The 19,448-nt window shown below is 61.3% G+C and carries 26 protein-coding genes; 8 read left to right on the forward strand and 18 right to left on the reverse strand.

The genetic code is table 11. The annotated features are described in order from the left end of the window. Positions 1-435 precede the first annotated feature (435 nt). From A462_RS25335 to A462_RS25315, 5 genes are all read right to left on the reverse strand, one after another. A complete protein-coding gene (locus A462_RS25335) occupies positions 436-1,047 on the reverse strand; it encodes a LysE family transporter (RefSeq protein WP_008432477.1) in 612 nt (203 codons plus the stop codon). Between the two features lie 74 nt (positions 1,048-1,121). Beyond that, positions 1,122-1,913 (reverse strand): AraC family transcriptional regulator, encoded by a 792-nt coding sequence (locus A462_RS25330; RefSeq protein WP_023658815.1) that lies wholly within the window; start codon positions 1,911-1,913, stop codon positions 1,122-1,124. An 80-nt stretch (positions 1,914-1,993) separates the two neighbouring features. Continuing rightward, a complete protein-coding gene (locus A462_RS25325; protein WP_008432481.1) occupies positions 1,994-2,464 on the reverse strand; it encodes an arsenate reductase ArsC in 471 nt (156 codons plus the stop codon). 13 nt (positions 2,465-2,477) lie between these two features. Further along, a complete protein-coding gene (locus A462_RS25320; protein WP_008432483.1) occupies positions 2,478-3,761 on the reverse strand; it encodes an arsenic transporter in 1,284 nt (427 codons plus the stop codon). Between the two features lie 18 nt (positions 3,762-3,779). Continuing rightward, positions 3,780-4,136: a metalloregulator ArsR/SmtB family transcription factor gene (locus A462_RS25315; RefSeq protein ID WP_003212604.1), complete on the reverse strand. Its 357-nt coding sequence runs from the start codon at positions 4,134-4,136 to the stop codon at positions 3,780-3,782. Positions 4,137-4,313: 177 nt separating this feature from the next. Between A462_RS25315 and A462_RS25310 the strand changes: the two genes are divergently transcribed. From A462_RS25310 to A462_RS25300, 3 genes are all read left to right on the forward strand, one after another. After that, on the forward strand, positions 4,314-4,529 hold the full coding sequence (locus A462_RS25310) for a hypothetical protein (protein ID WP_003212603.1): 216 nt from the start codon (positions 4,314-4,316) through the stop codon (positions 4,527-4,529). A gap of 72 nt (positions 4,530-4,601) precedes the next feature. Beyond that, on the forward strand, positions 4,602-5,297 hold the full coding sequence (locus A462_RS25305) for an AzlC family ABC transporter permease (RefSeq protein WP_003212602.1): 696 nt from the start codon (positions 4,602-4,604) through the stop codon (positions 5,295-5,297). Continuing rightward, complete coding sequence (locus A462_RS25300; RefSeq protein WP_008432487.1) at positions 5,294-5,605, forward strand: AzlD domain-containing protein; 312 nt, start codon at positions 5,294-5,296, stop codon at positions 5,603-5,605. Before A462_RS25305 ends, A462_RS25300 begins: the two co-directional genes overlap by 4 nt. Before the next feature lie 152 nt (positions 5,606-5,757). Here A462_RS25300 and A462_RS25295 read toward each other — a convergent pair whose 3' ends face one another. Further along, complete coding sequence (locus A462_RS25295; protein ID WP_003212600.1) at positions 5,758-6,018, reverse strand: hypothetical protein; 261 nt, start codon at positions 6,016-6,018, stop codon at positions 5,758-5,760. Between the two features lie 109 nt (positions 6,019-6,127). On the opposite strand from A462_RS25295, the gene A462_RS25290 reads away from it, so the two are divergent. Continuing rightward, complete coding sequence (locus tag A462_RS25290; RefSeq protein ID WP_003212599.1) at positions 6,128-6,481, forward strand: hypothetical protein; 354 nt, start codon at positions 6,128-6,130, stop codon at positions 6,479-6,481. 141 nt (positions 6,482-6,622) lie between these two features. On the opposite strand, the gene A462_RS25285 is transcribed toward A462_RS25290, so the two are convergent. The 7 genes from A462_RS25285 to A462_RS25255 all read right to left on the reverse strand — a co-directional run bounded on the left by A462_RS25285 (position 6,623) and on the right by A462_RS25255 (position 13,229). Continuing rightward, positions 6,623-7,327, reverse strand: coding sequence for a YoaK family protein (locus A462_RS25285; RefSeq protein ID WP_003212598.1), 705 nt, complete (start codon positions 7,325-7,327; stop codon positions 6,623-6,625). A 77-nt stretch (positions 7,328-7,404) separates the two neighbouring features. Next, complete coding sequence (locus A462_RS25280; RefSeq protein WP_008432490.1) at positions 7,405-8,433, reverse strand: DNA topoisomerase IB; 1,029 nt, start codon at positions 8,431-8,433, stop codon at positions 7,405-7,407. A gap of 91 nt (positions 8,434-8,524) precedes the next feature. Further along, a complete protein-coding gene (gene modC / locus A462_RS25275; RefSeq protein WP_008432492.1) occupies positions 8,525-9,610 on the reverse strand; it encodes a molybdenum ABC transporter ATP-binding protein in 1,086 nt (361 codons plus the stop codon). Further along, positions 9,610-10,290, reverse strand: a complete 681-nt coding sequence (gene modB, locus A462_RS25270; RefSeq protein WP_003212595.1) for a molybdate ABC transporter permease subunit — start codon at positions 10,288-10,290, stop codon at positions 9,610-9,612. Before modB ends, modC begins: the two co-directional genes overlap by 1 nt. Further along, a complete protein-coding gene (gene modA / locus A462_RS25265) occupies positions 10,291-11,058 on the reverse strand; it encodes a molybdate ABC transporter substrate-binding protein (protein ID WP_008432495.1) in 768 nt (255 codons plus the stop codon). Between the two features lie 117 nt (positions 11,059-11,175). Then, positions 11,176-12,240, reverse strand: a complete 1,065-nt coding sequence (locus A462_RS25260) for an NAD(P)H-dependent flavin oxidoreductase (protein WP_008432497.1) — start codon at positions 12,238-12,240, stop codon at positions 11,176-11,178. A 110-nt stretch (positions 12,241-12,350) separates the two neighbouring features. Further along, on the reverse strand, positions 12,351-13,229 hold the full coding sequence (locus A462_RS25255) for an alpha/beta fold hydrolase (protein ID WP_008432499.1): 879 nt from the start codon (positions 13,227-13,229) through the stop codon (positions 12,351-12,353). A 176-nt stretch (positions 13,230-13,405) separates the two neighbouring features. Between A462_RS25255 and A462_RS25250 the strand changes: the two genes are divergently transcribed. Beyond that, positions 13,406-13,990, forward strand: coding sequence for a CGNR zinc finger domain-containing protein (locus A462_RS25250; protein WP_008432500.1), 585 nt, complete (start codon positions 13,406-13,408; stop codon positions 13,988-13,990). A 6-nt stretch (positions 13,991-13,996) separates the two neighbouring features. Here A462_RS25250 and ada read toward each other — a convergent pair whose 3' ends face one another. The 5 genes from ada to A462_RS25230 form a co-directional block, all read right to left on the reverse strand. After that, entirely contained in the window at positions 13,997-15,061 is a 1,065-nt protein-coding gene (gene ada, locus A462_RS25245; RefSeq protein WP_008432501.1) for a bifunctional DNA-binding transcriptional regulator/O6-methylguanine-DNA methyltransferase Ada, read from the reverse strand. A gap of 76 nt (positions 15,062-15,137) precedes the next feature. Next, entirely contained in the window at positions 15,138-15,818 is a 681-nt protein-coding gene (alkB, locus tag A462_RS25240; RefSeq protein WP_008432502.1) for a DNA oxidative demethylase AlkB, read from the reverse strand. Beyond that, the gene (locus A462_RS25235) at positions 15,808-16,524 is read right to left on the reverse strand and encodes a 2OG-Fe(II) oxygenase (RefSeq protein ID WP_008432503.1); all 717 of its coding nucleotides are present in this window, start codon (positions 16,522-16,524) and stop codon (positions 15,808-15,810) included. The genes alkB and A462_RS25235 overlap by 11 nt, the downstream gene beginning before the upstream one ends. Before the next feature lie 82 nt (positions 16,525-16,606). After that, on the reverse strand, positions 16,607-16,771 hold the full coding sequence (locus A462_RS34580) for a hypothetical protein (protein ID WP_166742130.1): 165 nt from the start codon (positions 16,769-16,771) through the stop codon (positions 16,607-16,609). Positions 16,772-16,782: 11 nt separating this feature from the next. Further along, entirely contained in the window at positions 16,783-17,085 is a 303-nt protein-coding gene (locus tag A462_RS25230) for a DUF1883 domain-containing protein (RefSeq protein WP_003212586.1), read from the reverse strand. Between the two features lie 212 nt (positions 17,086-17,297). Here A462_RS25230 and A462_RS25225 point away from each other — a divergent pair, with 212 nt between their 5' ends. The 3 genes from A462_RS25225 (at position 17,298) to A462_RS25215 (ending at position 19,414) form a co-directional block, all read left to right on the forward strand. Beyond that, complete coding sequence (locus A462_RS25225) at positions 17,298-17,648, forward strand: hypothetical protein (protein WP_003212585.1); 351 nt, start codon at positions 17,298-17,300, stop codon at positions 17,646-17,648. A gap of 219 nt (positions 17,649-17,867) precedes the next feature. Continuing rightward, positions 17,868-18,494, forward strand: a complete 627-nt coding sequence (locus tag A462_RS25220; protein WP_008432508.1) for a c-type cytochrome — start codon at positions 17,868-17,870, stop codon at positions 18,492-18,494. Beyond that, positions 18,491-19,414, forward strand: coding sequence for a c-type cytochrome (locus A462_RS25215; RefSeq protein WP_003212583.1), 924 nt, complete (start codon positions 18,491-18,493; stop codon positions 19,412-19,414). The genes A462_RS25220 and A462_RS25215 overlap by 4 nt, the downstream gene beginning before the upstream one ends. The last annotated feature ends 34 nt before the right edge of the window (positions 19,415-19,448 follow it).

A 19,448-nucleotide genomic window follows, 5' to 3' on the forward strand; every position in this document is an offset into this window, starting at 1 on the left:
AAAATCAAGATCAACAGCAAGAGCACAGCGGCCTACCGGCCGGCTTGAGTGTTGAAGAACAAAATCAAAAGCTAAAGCGGGCACGGTCCAAATGTGGGAGCGGGCTTGCTCGCGAAGGTCGTTAACGATGACGYGGGCATTCTGGATGAACGCGGCGCYCTCAGGTTTTTCGCGAGCAAGCCCGCTCCCACAGAAAAGCAGATCTGTTTTCGCTCTGGTCTTKSCTTTTGCTTTTAACACTCAGGTCGGCTTTCAGGCCGCCGTGCTCTTGCTTTTGATCTTGATCTGACTGCCCCAATAAGCCCGAGGCCGAACGCAGGTATTGCGGAGCCCTTTGCCTACTTTGGGCTGGGCCGGCATTCCGGCTTTTCCAAAGTGAGCCGCTGTAAGAGCGGAACCATAGGCCGCCGTTACCCAAATAACGGATATGCCCCCTCAAATCCCCCGCAACGCCAACATCGCCAGATACAGCAGCACCACCCCACAGGCCCCATAGCTAACCCTCTGCCACATGGGCGAAGCATTCCGCCGCAGCAAATTGACCAACCCCGCAATCAAAAAACACGACAACACCGAAGCCAGCATAAACCCCGCAAAAAACATCAACGTCTGCCCATGGCTAGGCGCCGCCCCGACTATCCCCGATAACGCACTCCCCAGCGCCCCCCAATAGACAATGTTCTTCGGATTGGCCAGGGAAATCGCCGCCCCCACCACCAGCGCATTCTGCCCGGACCTGGCCGGCGCACTCCCGGCCTCTGGCAAGCGCCAGGCATCCATCAGGCTGCGAATCCCGAGCCAGGCCAGATACAGCCCACAAACGGCCGTCAGCGGCACCCGCACCGACTCATGCTGGATCAACAACGCCATGCCCGTAAGCCCGATCACCGCCCACACGGCATCGCCCACCAGCGAACCGATCTGCACCAACAGCGCAGGGGTAAACCCATGCAGCAGCCCACGGCGCAGCGTCTCCGCCAGCACCGCCCCCGGCGACAGGCAAAACACAAAACCGAACACCAGCGCCGAAAAAAAGATCGTCAACATGCCTGCCTTCCTTCAAGTGATGGCCGGCATTTTAGGGAAGGGTGTGTAAGTCGTCTTGAACCAGATTGCGCTTTTCAGCCCTTGAGCACGCGTTGATAGCGCCCCGGTGTGATCCCGTAGGCCGCCCGGAAATGCCGATTCAGATGGCTCTGGTCAGCAAACCCCAAGGCATGGGCAACCTGCGACGCCGCAACGCCTGAGCGCAACAGCCCCTTGGCGCGCCGGGTACGCAGTTGCATCGCCCACTGGCGTGGACTCAGCCCGGTTTCTTTCTGAAAAGCCCGCAGCAGATGGAATTTCGACAGGCCCAACTCGTCACCAAGGGTCTCGAGTGCCACCGCCTGGTGCAGGTTTTCAGCCAGCAATTCCTGGGCCTTGATCACCAACCCGCGTCCCACCGCAGTGCTGCCAGGCAAGCGGACGCCGCTGCAACCGACGACTTCGCCGAGCAGCACCACCAGGGCTTCCTCACTCAGCTCACGGGCCAGCGGATCGACACTCAACGCGCCTTCAATCGCCCCGGCGAGTTTCATCGCCAACGCCGGCTGGAAGCACAGCGAACGGTCGAACTCCAGGTGCGCCAGACCCAGATCAGCCGCCAATTGCTCGGCAGTCGCATACAAGCTGACAAACCGCCACGGCTGCCCTTCGGCCGCGCCGCCGCCTTGAATCTGCCCCGGGTTGTACAGGGTGATGCTGCCGGGGCCGGCCTCGAAGGTGCGACGATCCAGCCACACCTGTTCCTCGCCGAGCAGGTTGACGCCGATCACGCATTCATCATGGCTGTGGCGGGCAAATGTCAGGCCGGTGCAGGCGGTGCTGCTGACTTCGTAGTTGCCCAGCCAGGCGTGCTGCATGGAACTCATTGAGGGGGCTCGCTGTGACCGTTGCCCGCGAGCATACGCCGGAAAAGGGCTTCAGATCGACTACTCGCCCGGCTCTTCGGTTACAGCGTGGCGATGCGATCAAGCTTGGCCTTGATTTCGATGGGGCTGAGGCTGGCGAACGGAATCTCGAAAAAAGCCCGGCAGCGTCGTTCAATGATTTCCAGGGTGGCGCGGAACGCGGCGTCGACCTGGGCTTCATCGCCTTGAACATCCGACGGGTCCTCCAACCCCCAATGTGCCTTCATGGCCGGGCCGAAATACACTGGGCAAGCTTCTCCAGCAGCTTTGTCGCACACGGTAACGACGATGTCCGGCGGGCTGCCTTCAAAGGCGTCGTTGCCCTTGCTGTACAAGCCTTCCGTGCTGATGCCGGCGGCCTTCAGCGTGGTCAGGCTGCGTGGCAGCACCTGGCCCTTGGGGAAACTCCCGGAGCTGATGGCCTGGAAACCGTCCGGCGCCAGATGGTTGAACAAGGCTTCCGAAAGAATGCTGCGGCAGCTGTTGGCGGTGCACATGAACAGGACTTTCATCAAGCGAACTCCGTCAGAAACTCAGGCGCAAGGCCAGGGCGGCGAGGGTGATCAACAGTACCGGCAGGGTCAGCACGATCCCGACCTTGAAGTAGTAACCCCAGGTGATGGTGATGCCTTTGCGTGCCAGGATGTGCAGCCAGAGCAAGGTCGCCAGGCTGCCGATAGGGGTGATTTTGGGGCCGAGGTCGCTGCCGATCACGTTGGCGTAGATCATCGCGTCCTTGACCACGCCCACGGCGTGGCTGGCCTCGATGGAGAGCGCGCCGATCAGCACGGTTGGCAGGTTGTTCATCGCCGAAGACAGCAGCGCGGTGAGTACACCGGTGCCCAAGGCCGCGCCCCATACGCCATAGCTTGCGAAGGTGTCGAGCCAGGTCGCGAGGTAGTCGGTCAGCCCGGCGTTACGCAGGCCGTAGACCACCAGGTACATGCCCAGGGAGAAAATCACGATCTGCCAGGGCGCTTCCTTCAGCACCTTGCGGGTGGAGATTTTGTGGCCCTTGGCGGCGATCACCAGCAGTAATATGGCGCAGGCGGCAGAAATTGCACTGATGGGAATGCCCAGCGGTTCCAGGGCAAAGCAGCCCACCAGCAGGATGCCCAGCACCCACCAGCCGGCGCGGAAGGTGGCGCGGTCGTGGATCGCGCTGGCAGGGTCGTCGAGGTCGGCCGGGTCGTAGGTTTGCGGAATGTCCCGGCGGAAAAACCACAGCAATACGGCGAGGGTCGCGGCGACGCTCACCAGGTTCACCGGCACCATCACTGCGGCGTATTCGTTGAAGCCGATCTTGAAATAGTCGGCCGAGACGATGTTCACCAGGTTGGAGACCACCAGCGGCAGGCTCGCGGTGTCGGCGATAAACCCGGCGCCCATGACGAACGCCAGGGTGGCTGCCGGGGAAAAGCGCAACGCCAACAGCATCGATATCACGATGGGCGTGAGGATCAGCGCCGCGCCGTCGTTGGCGAACAAAGCCGATACCAGCGCGCCCAGCAGCACCATGTACGCGAACAGTCGCCGACCGCGCCCACGGCCCCAGCGCGCCACATGCAAGGCAGCCCAGGCGAAGAAGCCCGCTTCATCCAGCAGCAGGCTGATGACGATCAGCGCGACAAAGGTCCCGGTTGCGTTCCAGATGATGTGCCACACCACCGGGATGTCGGCCAGGCTGATAACCCCACAGGCCAGGGCCAGGATCGCACCCATCGTGGCGCTCCAGCCGACGCCCAGGCCCTTGGGCTGCCAGATGACCAAAATGATGGTGAGCAGAAAGATAGCAACGGCTACAAGCATGAAAAGCTCTCCGCAGGATCAGCAGCAGGCGCTGGCCCGTTGTGGTCGGTCACCCATGGTTTCCAGACGCTGGGCGTCTGTTTTTAACCAGGCTTGGTTGGCTTGCAGGGTGGTGTCGAGCACTGCCGTCACCCACTCCGGCAAGGCCGGGTTGAGGCGGTAATAAATCCACTGGCCCTGGCGACGGTCCAGCAGCAACCCGCAACTGCGCAGTTGCGCCAGGTGGCGGGAGATTTTCGGCTGGCTGTCGTCCAGAGCATGGATCAATTCGCACACGCAAAGTTCGCCTTCACGCAGGATCAACAACGTCAGCCTGGCGCGGGTGGCGTCGGCCAGGCATTTGAAGACGTTGGGCGGGGAGAAAAGATCTGACATGGTCAGTGCCTTGATACATATGGAAATACGAATATACGGATTTCCATATGTATTAGTCAAACCTTGTTTCGATTGACCTGCGTCAAGTGCCCGACAATCGATGACAAGTGGTTGAAATTAAACTGAAACACAAATGTCCTAAAGTGCCTGCCCATTGGTGATGAAGGAAGAAAACGTGTGACCCGTGCCACTCGCAACCTGCGCAAGACCCTGGATTCCGTCGCGGACAATAACGAAACCGCGGCGTTTGACCTGATGCGCGCCGTCGAAAAGCTCAGCGATGAAGTGCTGCGCCAGCGCCTGCTCAATACCATCCACCGGCTCAACCAGGACGCCCACGAACTGCGCGAAGCCCGGGACGCGGTGGAGCGGGTGTCGGTCAAACTGGCTTGAGCACGATCGTTCAAGACAATCCCTGATACCGCTGGCATGCTTGTCGACTGACTGTCGATGAGCTTGTTGTGTATGCCTAACGCTCTGCCTCTGAATGCCTTTTCCCGTGGCGCGATTGCGATCATTCCATTGTCCCTGGCGTGTGCGCCGTGGGGATTGCTGGCCGGTTCGACTGCAATTGATGCCCAATTCACGCCACTGGAAGCCCAGGGGCTGTCGACCATCGTGTTTGCCGGTGCCGCACAATTGGTGGCCATCGGCATGGTCAAGAGCGGCGCCAGCCTGATTTCGATCCTGCTGACCACCTTGCTGCTGACCTCCCAGCATTTGCTCTACGGCATGCACATGCGTCCCACGCTGTCGCCGCTCAAGCCACGGTGGCGCATGAGCCTGGGCTTTTTGCTGACCGACGAATTCTTCGCCCTGGTCAGCCAGTACGACCGCCAGACCTTCAATCGCTGGTACGCCCTAGGCGTCGGCCTGACGTTCTATATCATCTGGAACGTTTTTACCTTCGCCGGCATCGTGCTCGGCAAAAGCATTCCCGGGCTGGATCAACTGGGCCTGGAATTCTCGATCGCAGCGACCTTTATCGCCCTGATCACCCCGGTAGTGCGCGACGTGCCGACCATCGTCTGCGTAGCCGTGTCGTTGCTGTGCTCGGTTTGGCTGAGCTACCTGCACTGGGAATCGGCGGTGGTGGTGTCCGGTGTGTTGGGGATGAGCGCAGGGTTTGCCTGCAAGCGGCTGGGAGTAGGGCAGCAATGATCTTCGTGATGATTTTTGGCATGGGCCTGATCGTGTTTCTCAACCGCTACCTGTTTCTCGAGCCGCGCCTGCCGGTGCGCCTCAATCGCGGGGCGCGGGAGTTTCTCGGGTTTGCCGTACCGGGGATGCTCACCGCCATCTGCGGCCCGATCATTTTCCTGGCTGATCACAAGCTCAACCTGAGTGTAGGCAACCCCTACCTGCTGGCCGGAATCAGCGCCGTGGCGTTGATGTTCTGGACCCGTAGCGTGCTGATCACCGTGTTGCTGAGCATGGCGCTGTTCTATCTGTTCCGCTGGCTGCTCTGACCAACAAATTCCTGCTACGGGGGGAGCAAAACCAAGGCAAAAAAAAGCCTGCGGGAGGGCAGGCTGGAAGGGAGACTTCTTAAAAATGAGCCTGCCGACTATAGGCGGCGAGGTCTTCCTTCACAGTGAAACAAAGTTCATGAATCTGTCAGCTATTCGATAACCGGGGCGGCGGCTTTCTTGTTGGCTTTCGCCTCGGCCGCCAGGCATTCCAGGGCAAACTGCTCGGTGTAGGTCATCTGGATCGGGGTGCTTTCGCCCTTCACGGTGCGCTCGCCGTCAAGGATGTAGCGGATGCGCTTGTCGGTCACGCCGATGCGTTTGGCGATCCACGAAGGCGTCTGGCCGATGCGGCTGATCAGCTTGTCGGCGTAGTCGGTGGAGGGGTTGTAGCGCTCGGCATTGGGTGTCATGGGGTTTCCGGGTAAAAGCGGGTTCGTAAGTAGGCGGCAGGGTGACGCAATAATCCTTCGGTGTCGCCTGCTAATGGTACAGTCGCGTTTTTTCCAAGGAAGCTTCGGTATGCGGATGGTGGTAATTGGCGCTTTGGTCCTGGCATCGCTGGCCGGTTGCGCGGGTTCGAAGATGAAAGAGGCGCGTACCGGCACGCCCTACAAAACCCTGGCCTCGGACAAGGCTCCGCTGGTGGTTGCCCAGTGCATCCAGTTCGGCTGGCAGGATGAAGCGGTGTTCGGGGTGGATGCCGGTGGTTTCATGGAGCCTGCACAGGCTGGTGGCTTCACCATCTACACCACGGCAGGTGACTATTTTGTCGACGTGCGCAGTGCCGGCGCCGGCGCCTCCGTCAACTATTACGCGGCCCAGGATGACTATCCGGCCAAGCGCCGCCTGGCGGCACTGGCGACCTGCCTGTAATCCATTCCGTTAGAAAAGTTCAGAAATGCCCTGCGGACAGTCCCGCAGGCATTGTTTTAGTATTTTCCCGCTCACCCGGCGTGACTGCTCTTTACCGGTACAGGGATGTCGAGGCCGGAGCGTCGGGAGGGCAACTGTTTTCTAGCGGGGCATGTACCCCAGGTGCCAGCGCCGCGGAATCTTCAGCGACACCAGCCCCAACAGCGCCGACAGCACCCCGCTGACCAGCAGCGCACGAATCCCCATGTGGTGCTCCAGCAACGCACCGATCACCGCACCCACAAACATCCCGGCCCACGGGATCAGTTGCACGCGCCAGCCGTTGCGGCGTTCACCGAGCATCCAGCGGCCCAGTCCGCGACCAAAGCGTGACAGCGCCCCGGTGACATAGGTAAGCCCCACGGGCAACCCGTTCACTTCTTCGACGGCGGCATTCAGCATGCCCATGGCGATGATCGCTGCCAGCAACGCCGGCAATTGATCGGCAAACGGCCAGGCCGCAGCCCCGCACAGCAGGGTGGCGATGCACAGCAACAAGGGCAGGGCGTGGCGCCGGCTGACGCGGCTGACCATCACGCCCAGCGCATTCCCGGCGATAAACGTCGCCACCAGCAACGTCAGGCGCCCGGTAAGGCCCAGGTCGCCTTCGCTGATCGCCACGGCGAGGCGCGTGGTGTTGCCGCTCATGAACGACACAAAATCCCCGCTGGCCATGAAACCAATTGCATCGGTCATGCCCGCCAGCACGGAAAGGCTGGCCACCAGCAGCAACCCGACACGCCCGCGCCATTTGTGGCGATGCAGCAAGGCGGCGTTGGTGTAGGGCTTCAGGGATGAAGGCAGCATGGGGCCGGGTTCCTCGGTGAGATTATCCGGCCACTACCGTAGGGCGCTTCGTGCTCCGCTGCAATGACTTGGCGCACTTACAGGCGTTCGGCCAGTTGCTCCAGAAACATCGCCAGCCCGACTTCCTCGGCTTTCAAGCCTTTGCGCACTCGGGGCTTGGGCAGTTTCGCCAGTTCGCCCAGGCTGAAATGCTCCAGCACCGCCGGGTGGATGTAGCACTTGCGACACACCGCCGGGGTATTGCCCAGTTGCTTGGCAACGTTCTTGACCATCTCCACCACATGTTTCTTGGCGTCGGATTCCGGCTGCCACTCAAGCTCGCGCAGCACTGCCAGCGCCAGGGCGCTGCCGGCCCAGGTGCGGTAGTCCTTGGCGGTAAAATCCGCGCCGGTCAGGGTGTGCAGGTAGGCATTCACATCGGTGGAACTGACGGTATGGCGCTCGCCGTTCTCGTCCAGGTACTGGAACAGGTTCTGCCCCGGCAACTCCAGGCAACGCTTGATCACCGTGGCCAGGCGCCGGTCCTTGACGCTGATCTGGTGCTCGATGCCGCTCTTGCCGCGAAACTGGAACAGGATCTCACTGCCCTTGATATCCACATGGCGGGTGCGCAGGGTGGTCAGGCCGTAGGAGCGGTTGTCGCGGGCATATTGGGTATTGCCGACGCGGATCAGGGTGGCGTCGAGCAGCAGCACCACCGTGGCCAGGACCTTTTCCCGATTGAACCCTGGCGCCTCGATCTGTGCTTCCAACTGTTTGCGCAACTTGGGCAGCGCGCTGCCGAACTGTTGCAGCCGGGAGTATTTGTCGGTGTCGCGCACCTCGCGCCAGCGCGGGTGGTAGCGGTACTGCTTGCGCCCCCGGGCATCCCGCCCGGTGGCCTGCAGATGGCCGCGCGGGTCGGCGCAGATCCACACATCGGTATAGGCCGGCGGCACTGCCAGTGCGTTGATGCGTTTGATTTCGTCGGCATCGGTTATGCGTGTGCCGTCGGCCTTGAAGTATTGGAATTTGCCCCGCAGCTTTTTCCGGGAGATCCCGGGCTGGGTATCGTCGACGTAATGCAGGTCGCGGGGCAGGTCGGCAAGCAACGCAGGATCGGGCATGGCGCAAATTCCTTGGCAGGTATTTCTGATTGACCGCAGGGTTTTGCGGTCGTGCCAACAAGTTTGCTCCCCCGTAGCAGCTGTCGGGCAGTCAGGCCAGTACCGCCACCGCCTTGATTTGCGCCCACAGCGGCTGGCCGGGATGCAGCTGCAACTGGTCCCGCGAGTAACGGGTGATGCGCGCCAGCAGCGGCGTGCCGGCGGCGTCCAGGCTTACCAGCACGTGGGCTGCGTTGTCCGCCGGGATTTCCTGGGTCACCGTCACCGGCAGGCGATTGAGGATGCTGCTGTGTTCCTCGGCCTGCAGGCTCAAGCTGACGTCCCGCGCCTGGATCTTGAAACGCAACGGTTTGCCCAGCGCCAATGGTGCATGGGCCACGCGCATCTGCAATTGGCTCGCGGGCAATTGCAGGGTGAGCAACTGGTAATGCGCGTCGTAGGCGCAGACCGTTCCGTTGATCACCACGCCGGCGTCGTCGCCCAGGGCCATGGGCAGGTCAAGCCGGGCAAGGGTTTCGCCGATGGGGCCGCTGGCCAGGGCCTTGCCGTCACTGAGCAACACGATGTGATCAGCCAGGCGCGCCACTTCGTCCTGGGCATGGCTGACGTACAGCACCGGAATCTCCAGTTCGTCATGCAGGCGTTCGAGATACGGCAGGATCTCGCTTTTGCGTTTGCTGTCCAGCGCGGCCAACGGTTCATCCATCAGCAACAGGCTCGGGCTGGTGAGCAGGGCGCGGGCGATGCCGATGCGCTGGCGCTCACCGCCGGAAAGGTGCTGCGGATGGCGGTCCAGCAGGTGGCCGATGCCCAATAGTTCGGTGGCGTGGCTCATCTCCACCCGGCGTTGCTGGCGCGGGATGCGCTTGAGGCCGAACTCCAGGTTGGCCAGCACCGACAAATGCGGGAACAGGCTGGCTTCTTGAAACACGTAGCCCAGGGCGCGTTTGTGGGGTGGCACGAACAGTCCTTTGCGGCTGTCTTGCCAGACCTCGTCGTTGATCTGCACGAAACCCTCTTCAGCCCGCTCCAGCCCGGCGATGCAACGCAGGCAGGTGGTCTTGCCGGAGCCGGAATGGCCGTACAGCGCCGTCACCCCGCGACCGGGCAGGTGCAGGTCGACGTCCAGGGCAAACCCGGAATACTTCAGTTGCAGGCGTACCTCGATCATCGACATCAGCTCCAGCCCGCCTTGGTTTTACGGCTGGAGTAGAGCGCCAGCAACACCAGGAAAGAAAACACCACCATGGACCCGGCCAGCCAGTGGGCCTGGGCATATTCCATGGCTTCGACGTGGTCGTAGATCTGCACCGAGACGACCCGGGTCTTATTGGGAATATTGCCGCCGATCATCAGTACCACGCCGAACTCGCCGACGGTGTGGGCAAAACCGAGAATCGACGCGGTGATAAACCCCGGGCGCGCCAGGGGCAGGATCACCGTGAAAAAGGTGTCCCAGGGATTGGCCCGCAAGGTCGCGGCCACTTCCAGCGGGCGAGTGCCAATAGCGGAGAAGGCGTTTTGCAACGGCTGCACCACGAACGGCATCGAATAGATCACCGAGCCAATCACCAGCCCGGCGAAGCTGAAGGTCAGGGTGCCCAGGCCCAGCCATTGGGTGAACTGGCCGAAGTAGCCGTTGGGGCCCATGGTCAACAGCAGGTAGAAGCCGATCACCGTGGGTGGCAACACCAACGGCAGGGCCACCACCGCGCCAATGGGGCCGCGCCACCACGAGCGGGTGCGCGACAGCCAGAGGGCTATCGGAGTGCCGATGATCAGCAGGATGACCGTGGTCAGCGATGCCAGTTTCAGGGTCAACCAGATCGCGGAAAAATCGGCACTCGACAGCGGCATTTACAGCTCGTAACCGTAGGACTTGATCACCGCGGCGGCTTTCGGACCCTTGAGGTATTCAACCAGGGCCTTGGCGGCGGCGCTGTCCTTGCCCTTGTTGAGGATTACCGCGTCCTGCTTGATCGGGTCATGCATCGACGACGGCACGATCCAGGCCGAACCGCTGGTGACTTTGCCGTCCTTGTAGATCTGCGACAGCGCTACAAAACCCAGTTCGGCGTTGCCGGTGGAGACGAACTGATAGGCCTGGGTAATGTTCTGGCCCTCAACGAGCTTGTCCTTGACCTTCTCGGTCAGGCCTTCCTTCGTCAGCACCTGGGTGGCGGCCAGGCCATAAGGCGCGGCTTTCGGGTTGGCGATGGACAGGTGCTGGAACTGGTTTTTCTTCAGCACTTCGCCCTTGGCATCGACGTAGCCTTCCTTGGCCGACCATAGCGCCAGGGTGCCGACCGCGTAGGTGAAGCGCGAGCCCTTGACGGTGTCGCCCTCGGCTTCGAGCTTCTGCGGGGTGGTGTCGTCGGCGCTGAGGAACACTTCAAACGGCGCGCCGTTCTTGATCTGGGTGTAGAACTGGCCGGTAGCGCCGTAAGCAGCGACCAGTTTATGGCCGGTGTCTTTTTCAAAGTCGGCGGCAATCGCCTGGATCGGTGCGGTGAAGTTGGCAGCCACGGCCACCTGTACTTCATCGGCATTCGCCGAGGAGAAGCCAAACGCGGCGATCAGGGTGGCGAGGGCCGTGGGGGCCAGGCGTGAGGCGCGAATCATCATCAAGAAGCTCCTTGGGGTTTGCGGCTTGTTAGGCAGAGGGGGACTACCGCTATGTATGGGAATATATAGCGGTTGGCCACTGCCGGTACAGCGCAAAGTTGTCCCGGGAGTTCAGGTTCAGCGTCGGCCGAGTTTTTCCAGGGTTTGCGCGGCCAGTTCGAGCGTCAGGTCATAGCTGGAGATGTCTTTGCCGAGGCGCAGCGCCTGGCCCGACCACAAGTTGCTGAAGCCGGCTTCGTCCTTGGCCTTGAGCGGCATCAACGCACCGCCGGACAGCGGGAACGCCGGCGCCGTGGGGTTGATCGCGCCCAACTCACGCATTACGCGGTTGATGATGCCCCGCGCCGGGCGCCCGGTGAACAGGTTGGTCAGCGCGGTTTCACTGGCCTGGGCAGTGCGCAAGGCGTGGTGGTGTGACTTCGAGACGGTGGCCTCGGGGGTAAACAGGTACGCGGTGCCAATCTGCACCGCTGACGCGCCAAGGGCGAAGGCCGCGACAATGCCCCTGGCATCCCCGATGCCGCCGGCCGCAATCACCGGCACGCGCACGGCATCGACAACCTGTGGCACCAGCGCCATGGTGCCGATCTGGCTGTTCAGGTCGTCGCTGAGGAACATCCCGCGATGGCCACCGGCTTCGTTGCCCATGGCGATGATTGCATCGCATCCGTGCTGTTCCAGCCAGATGGCTTCTTCGACGGTGGTAGCCGACGACAGCACTTTCGCCCCGGTGGCCTTGACCCGGTCCAGCAGGGATTTTTCCGGCAGGCCGAAGTGAAAGCTCACCACTTCCGGGCGGAATTCTTCCACCACTTCACAGGCGGCGTTGTTGAACGGTGCGCGGTTGGAGACGGGCGTCGGCGCGTCAAAATCGGCGCCCAGCTCACGGTAGTAGGTTTCCAGCAGGTTCTTCCACTGAAGGTCGCGGTGAGCATCCGGCGTCGGTGGCTGATGGCAGAAGAAATTTACGTTCAGCGGCCGCGAACTGGCCTGGCGAATCGTGGTGAGTGCTTCGCGCAGTTGCTCGATGCTGAGCGCCGCCGCCGGCATCGAACCGAGGGCGCCGGCCTGATTGGCCGCAATCACCATGGCCGTGCTCGTGGCATTGGCCATGGGCGCCTGAATGATCGGTAACTCGATGCCCAGCAGGTCAAGAATTCGGGTGTCTGGCCAGGTGCTCATGGGACGCTTCTCCAACGGTGGAATGCTGTTCCGTCGTTTTAGCAGGGCCAGGCAGCACCAGGCCAGTCTGTATTATTCACTGGACGAATCCAGTGTTTCATGGGCGGTTATCAGTTGATGGCGTCACCCAGTACTGCATGAATCCGCTGGGCAATGTGCGCGGCGTGGGTTTCCAGGGCGAAGTGGCCGGTGTCGAGTAATTCCACCACGGCATTGGGGTTGTCGCCTTTGTAGGCATGGGCGCCCGGCGGGATGAAGAAGGGATCGTTCTGGCCCCAGATCACCAGCGCCGGCACTTGCGTGGCCTTGAAAAACGCCTGGAACGCCGGGTACAGCGTCAGGTTGTTGCGGTAGTCGAGGAACAGGTCCAACTGGATCTCGTCATTGCCGGGACGCTGCATCAGGAGCACGTCGAGCATGTAGGACTCCGGCGCCACCAGCTCCGGTTGCGACACGCCATGCAGGTACTGATAACGCGTGCCTTCCAGGCTGATGACCGCGTTGCGGATCACCTCGCGATTGGCCTGGCTCGGCTCGGCCCAGTAGGCCCGGATCGGATCCCAGGCGTCACCCAAACCTTCCAGGTAAGCATTGCCGTTTTGCGATATCAGCGCGCTGACCCGTTCCGGGTGGGCCACGGCGAGGCGCAGGCCCACCGGTGCGCCATAGTCGAACACATAGAGGGCATAGCGACTGAGGTTCAGGGCCTCGACGAAGTGGCCAACGGTGATCGCCAGGTTATCGAAGCTGTAGTGGTAATTGCGTTCGGCGGGGACTTCAGTGAAGCCGAAGCCTGGCAAGTCCGGGGCGATGATCCGGTAGCGGGTGGCAAGCAGCGGGATCAGGTCACGGTACATATGGGACGAACTGGGAAAGCCATGCAACAGCAACAACACCGGCGCGGACGGGTCGCCGGCTTCACGGTAGAAAATGCGCACACCATCGGCATCAACGTGCTGATAGCGAACAACCGGGGCTGAAATCGACATGATCGGAGTCCTCTTTGTAACTGGTTAAATTGATTTGGTGGGTTACTGGATTTGCAGGCTGCGCTTGAAAATGTAACCTGTCAAATTAATTTAATAGGTTACTGATCGACGAATTTAGTAACTATTCAAAAGCGTAATCAGCGGTTACGATGGCGCGGACTTGAAGAGGATTTGCCATGCCCGCCATCACCCCATCCCCGTTGGAACCCTACGTTCTGGCTGATCATCCCGTGCTGGACATGCTCAATACCCGGGCGAATGTCGACGGTGTGCCCTTTGAATTCTGGCAAGGCGATGCCGATGTCGAGCGCTGGCTGGTGCGGCTTGGCTGGGCCGAGGAGGGCGCAGTACCGGTATTTGAGGAGGGGGCACTGCTGGGCGCGGCGCGGGGATTGCGGGAAGTGGTCCGCGTGTTACTGGAACAGCGCAAGGCCGGCCAGCAGGGCGATCCCGGCGCGCTGAATGCGTTCCTGCGCAAGGCGGTCAGTCACCCGCAACTGGCTTGGCCGGCGCCTGGCGAGTTGCGGCTGGAGCGCCAGCGCAAGGTGCAGACTGCCGAGCAGTTCCTGGCGCCGATTGCCGAAGCCGCCGCGACGTTACTGGTGGAAGGGGATTTCGGCCTGATCCGCACCTGCGAACATCCCGAGTGCGTGCTGTGGTTCTACGACCGCACCAAGGGCCACAGGCGCCGCTGGTGCAGCATGGCGCTGTGTGGCAATCGGCATAAGGTGGCCGAGTTTCGCAAGCGCAAACTGGTGTAGACGTCCTCAGGATTCTGCCGGGCTTTCGCGCTCCAGCAACTGCCGCTTGCGCTCGACCCCCCAGCGGTAGCCCGACAGATTGCCGTCGGCGCGCACCACGCGATGGCAGGGAATCGCCACCGCCAGGCTGTTGGCACCACACGCCTGGGCCACGGCGCGATAGGCGGTCGGCGCGCCGATGCGCTGGGCGATCTCGGCGTAGCTGGCGGTGCACCCCACCGGGATTTCCCGCAAGGCTTGCCACACGCGTTCCTGAAACGCGGTGCCGCGCAAGTCCAGGGGCAGGTCCAGGCCCAGGGCCGGCGCTTCGATAAAGCCCACCACCTGGGCGATCAATTGTTCGAAGTCGTGATCGGCACCCAGCAGATTGGCGCGGGGAAACTGGTCCTGCAGGTCGCGCACCAGTTTGTCCGGATCATCCCCCAGCAGGATCGCGCACACACCGCGATTGCTCTGGGCCACCAGAATGGCGCCCAACGAGCATTGGCCAACGGCAAAGCGAATATCCGTGTTGGTGCCGCCGGCTTTGTAGTCGCGGGGCTTCATGCCGAGCAATTGGTCGGCAGCCTCATAAAAGCGGCTGTTGGAATTGAAGCCGGCGTCGTACAGCGCATCGGTCACCGAGTGCTGGTCCTTGAGGCCGTCCCGTACCTTTCGCGAGCGATGAGCACTGCCGTAGCGCTTGGGCGTCAGGCCGGTCACCGCCTTGAACACCCGATGAAAATGGAACGGGCTCAAGCCGGCGAGGGCGGCCAGATCCTCAAGGGGCGGCAGGGTCTCGGCCTGTTCGATGTGCCGGCAGGCCGCTGCCACCAGTTGCGCATGGCGTGCGGCCACCTGGGTCTGGTCTCCCGACGCGCGCTTGTTGGGCCGGTAGCCCGCCGCTTCAGCCTGTTGCGGGGTGTCGAAGAACTCGACGTTCTCCGGGCGCGGGCGCCGTGCGGAACTGCTGGGGCGACAGTACACACCGGTGGTTTTCACACCATAGACGAAGGTCAAGTCGGCCTTGGCGTCACGGGCGACAATCGCGGCCCAGCGGGGGTCTTGTTCGGTGGCGTGGCGCGCGGTCATGGTGGTGGCTCCTGGTTGAAGAATGCCAGGTTAGTCCCGTGGGGCATTCCCATCACTCCGATGCTTGCGGTCAAATTCATCCGGCCGTGCGAAACGTCAGGTTGATGCGCTGCGGCCCCATGACCGGATGCGTGCCGGGCTTGATCGGCATCACGCCGTGAAAGCGCAGGCGGTCCACGCCGCCCCATACCACTACGTCGCCATGGAACAGCGAGACTTTTTGCGTCTTGTCGCTGCGCTCATGGCCGCCGAACAGGAAGATCGCCGGTAAACCCAATGACACGGAGACCACCGGGGCCGCATAGCGACGCTCGTTCTTGTCCTGGTGCAGGGACATTTTCGCGCCTGGCACATAGCGGTTGATCAGGCAGGCATCCGGCTCGAAATCGTCGAAACCTGCATCTGCTGCCGCCATCACGGCCAGTTCGCGCAATGCGGCCGGCAGGGCTGGCCAGGGTTGTTGGTTATTCGGGTCAATTGGGGAGTAGCGATAACCGGTGGAGTCGGTCGTCCAGCCCAATTCACCGCAACTGCTTAACGCCGCCGACATGGTAAAACCACCGGGCGTGACCATTTGCCGGAAGGGCGATTGAGCCAATACCCGTCGCAGTTCCGGTAGCAAACGCTCGACCCAGGGCAGGGCATAGCCTCTGAGGACGTAGGATTGTTCACCGATTTGCTCGCGCCCCGGGGGCTGTTGCAGCGCCTCATCGGCGAACAAATCGGCGGTTGATCCGGGAAGGGTCTTACTGCGCATCGTGAAAAATCACTCCCAAGGTATGCCGGGTACCACTGTGCAGAACACTGACCCCATGGCGCAAGGTCACCCGATGAAACCCCCTCACACTCGGCATGGGTCGCTGATTGACCGCGAAGATTACCGCGTCACCCTGGTTGAGAGGGACGACCTGAGCCCGGGATTGCATTCTTGGCCGCTGCTCCGTCAGCACCAACTCCCCGCCACGAAAGTCCTCTCCCGGCTGCGACAACAGGATGGCTACTTGTAGGGGAAACACATGTTCCCCGTACAGATCCTGATGCAGGCAGTTGTAGTCGCCTGGGCCGTATTGCAGCAATAACGGGGTAGGGCGTTGCTGCCCGGCAGCGTGGCAGCGGGCAATGAAGTCGGCATGGTGCGCCGGATAGGTGATCGGCAGGTTCATCTGTTCGTTCCAGCGATTGGCCTGGGGCGCCAGGAACCCATACAGCTGTTCACGCAGCGCGCAGATCGGCGCTGGCAGCGGGTAGCGGAAATATTTGTATTCGCCCCGGCCAAAGCCGTGCCTGGCCATCATCACATGGGAGCGAAACAGTTCGGGTCGGGGGTAGTGGCCGCTCAGTTCAGCGCATTCCTGCTGATCCAGCAGGGCCGGAATCAGCGCGTTACCCTGTTCATCAAGGGCTTGCTCGATGGCGGCCCAGTCCAGCTTGGCCAGGCGTTCATGCAGTGGAGTGGAAGGCATCGACAAGTTCCTGTGGCAGCGCATTAGGGCTGCCAGTCTAGAAAGTCGTCAGCGTCAGAACACTCCGATGCTTGCGCTCGAATTACAGCGCCTTGCTCACATTGATGTCAGTAATCTCATCGCTGGCATCGTGGATTTTCGCCAGGGCTTCCTTGGCTTCCTCCACGCTGCCTGCTTGCAGTTGGGCGAACTCGAAGCGGCGCTCACCGTTGAGTTTGTACTTGATCACATATTTGGTGGTAGTCACGGGCATTCCTGTCAGCTCAGTTTCGAATTGGTGCGGCGCACAATGCGGATCTTGTGGGACAAGGTCGGCTTTTTGGTCACGCTGATGGCGCGGCGGGTCACGACGTCCAGAGTGATGTTCCAGAACCCGGTGCTGGGCGCAGTGATTTTTGCCGGGAACTTGTCGAACGCGCCGCCGTGGTAAGTATGGCGGCCGCCGTTCTTGAAGCTGCGAAAGTTGGCATCGCTCATCAGGCGGATGTTGCAGGTTTGCGAGCATTCAATGACGACAATATCTCCTTCATTGAGGTGCTCACGCTGGTGGATGAATTTCATAAGGTGTCTCCAGAAGGGCTTTTTCTGAAAAATCAGAACGATACGTAGGTTAAGATGGAGTTTATCAGCCCCAGCACGTTTATTATCGGACCGTCGTCGACGACTTCGACAATTTAAAACAGTTATTTACCGAGTTATCAGGGATAAATCCTACGTGGGCGGGAGAAAAATACCTTCTTCGCTGTCGTAGGGTCTTTATCGGAGGTTTTTATATGAAGTGGAGTGTGTTGGTTCTGGCCCTGGCGTTGGGTGGATGTGCTTCGGTGGCGGATATCAAGCAGACCCCACCAACTCTGGCAGTGATCTCCGGGAAAAAACCACAGGAATACGCGGCGTGCGTTGTCCAGAAATTGTCTAAAACCCGCAGGCCTTCGCAGATCGAGCCTCACAAGGATGGTGTTCAAGTTATCGTACCGCAGAAGTTTTCTGCCGACCCGTCGGCCATTTTTGAAATTGAAGAGCGCTCCAGCGGGAGCAGTATCAAGCTCTACGAGAGCATGTCCAATGTGCCTATTCGTCCAGGTGACGTGAAGGCTGCGGGGGAAGCGTGCATTTCCGGCTGAGTCTGTAGCCGCCCACCTCGAATCCGATCAAGAAGCCCGACCCTGCTGCCGCAGCGTCGGGCTTTTTTGTGCGCGATGTTCAGTACACCGTCCTTTTGCTCGCGGATGAGTGTTGTCGCGACCGGGCCATTGCCCTACCATTTGTAGGCTTATGCCTAATTCGCCTAAGCATATAACTATAAAAATGGAGTCGTGATGATGTCTATGGAACGAGTTCTGATGGGTAGCGCGTTGTTGCTGATGTTGGGCAATGCCCACGCGCTGGAGGGGAAAAACGTTTATATGCAGGGCGGCTCGCAGCCGGGAGCTGCGCCGTGCGTGGCCTGCCACGGGGCTGATGGCCTGGGGCTGGCAGCCGCGGGTTTTCCGCGTTTGGCCGGTTTATCGGCGGGGTATTTGCGTAAGCAGCTGCAGGATTTTAAAAGTGGCGCCCGGAACAGCCCGGTGATGCAGCCACTGGCCAACGCCCTGACGGAAGAGGAAGTCAGCGCTGTAACCCGGCAGCTGGCGGCAATGCCTGCGCCCGCACCTGTGCCGGTGCACCGCAGCGAGATGCCTACTGACGCTGCGCAAAAGATTGCCCTGCAAGGTGCGTGGGAGCGCCAGATTCCGGCCTGTGTCAGCTGTCATGGCCCGGCCGGCGTGGGCGTCGGCGACGGGTTTCCACCCCTGGCCGGACAATCTGCGGCCTACCTCGCGGCGCAGTTGAACGCCTGGCGCAGCGGCACGCGCCATAACGATCCGAATGATCTGATGGGCCATATCGCCAAATCCCTCAGCGCTGAAGAAGTGCAGGCCGTGGCCACCTATTTTGCCTCGTTGAGCGGCCAGGAGGCCAAGCCATGAAGCGCTTCTTGTTTGCTCCGCTGCTGGGAAGCCTGATCGGCGTACCCGTCCATGCCGCCCCTATTGCCATGGAAGACCAGTCACAGTTGCAGCCAGCCGGCGCTCATGGGGCTGCCGTGCAGTTCCAGCCGCCCAAAGAAAGCGAGCTGCCGGACAACGCCTACGGCAAGCTGGTGAAACAGGGCTACGCGCTGTTTGTCGACACCAAGCGCCTGGCGCCGCAATTTGTCGGTAATGGCCTCAATTGCAGCAATTGCCACCTGGACCAGGGTCGCCTGGCCAATTCGGCGCCGCTGTGGGGTGCCTACCCGATGTACCCGGCGTATCGAAAAAAGAACGACAAGGTCAACACCTTCGCCGAGCGTTTGCAGGGCTGTTTCCAGTTCAGCATGAATGGCGGCACGCCACCGGCTGCAGACAGCCCGGAGATTACCGCGCTGTCGGTATATGCCTACTGGCTGGCGAGCAAGGCTCCCTTGGGCGTTGAACTGCCGGGCCGTGGCTACCCGGACGTGCCGGCACCCGCCAAGGGTTACGACCTGGCCCAGGGCGCAGAGGTCTACAAGGGCCAGTGCGCGGTGTGCCATGGCGCCGAAGGCCAGGGCCAGAAAGTGGGCGACAACTACGTGATGCCGCCGCTCTGGGGTAAAGACTCCTACAACTGGGGCGCCGGGATGCATCGAATCAATACGGCAGCGTCCTTCATCAAGCACAACATGCCCCTGGGCCAGGGCGGCAGCCTGACCGACCAGCAAGCCTGGGACGTTGCAGCCTACGTCAACCGTCACGAGCGTCCTCAGGACCCGCGCCTCGTGGACGGCTCCGTGGAGAAAACCCGGGTGAAGTTCCATGCCAATGACGGCGTCAATCTTTACGGGCAGACGGTCGATGGCGTACTGATCGGGCAAGGCATCCGTTAAACTGTCGATAACCCATAAAAAATGCCGCTGAATC

The organism is Pseudomonas sp. Ag1, assembly GCF_000278565.1.
Lineage (GTDB): Bacteria > Pseudomonadota > Gammaproteobacteria > Pseudomonadales > Pseudomonadaceae > Aquipseudomonas.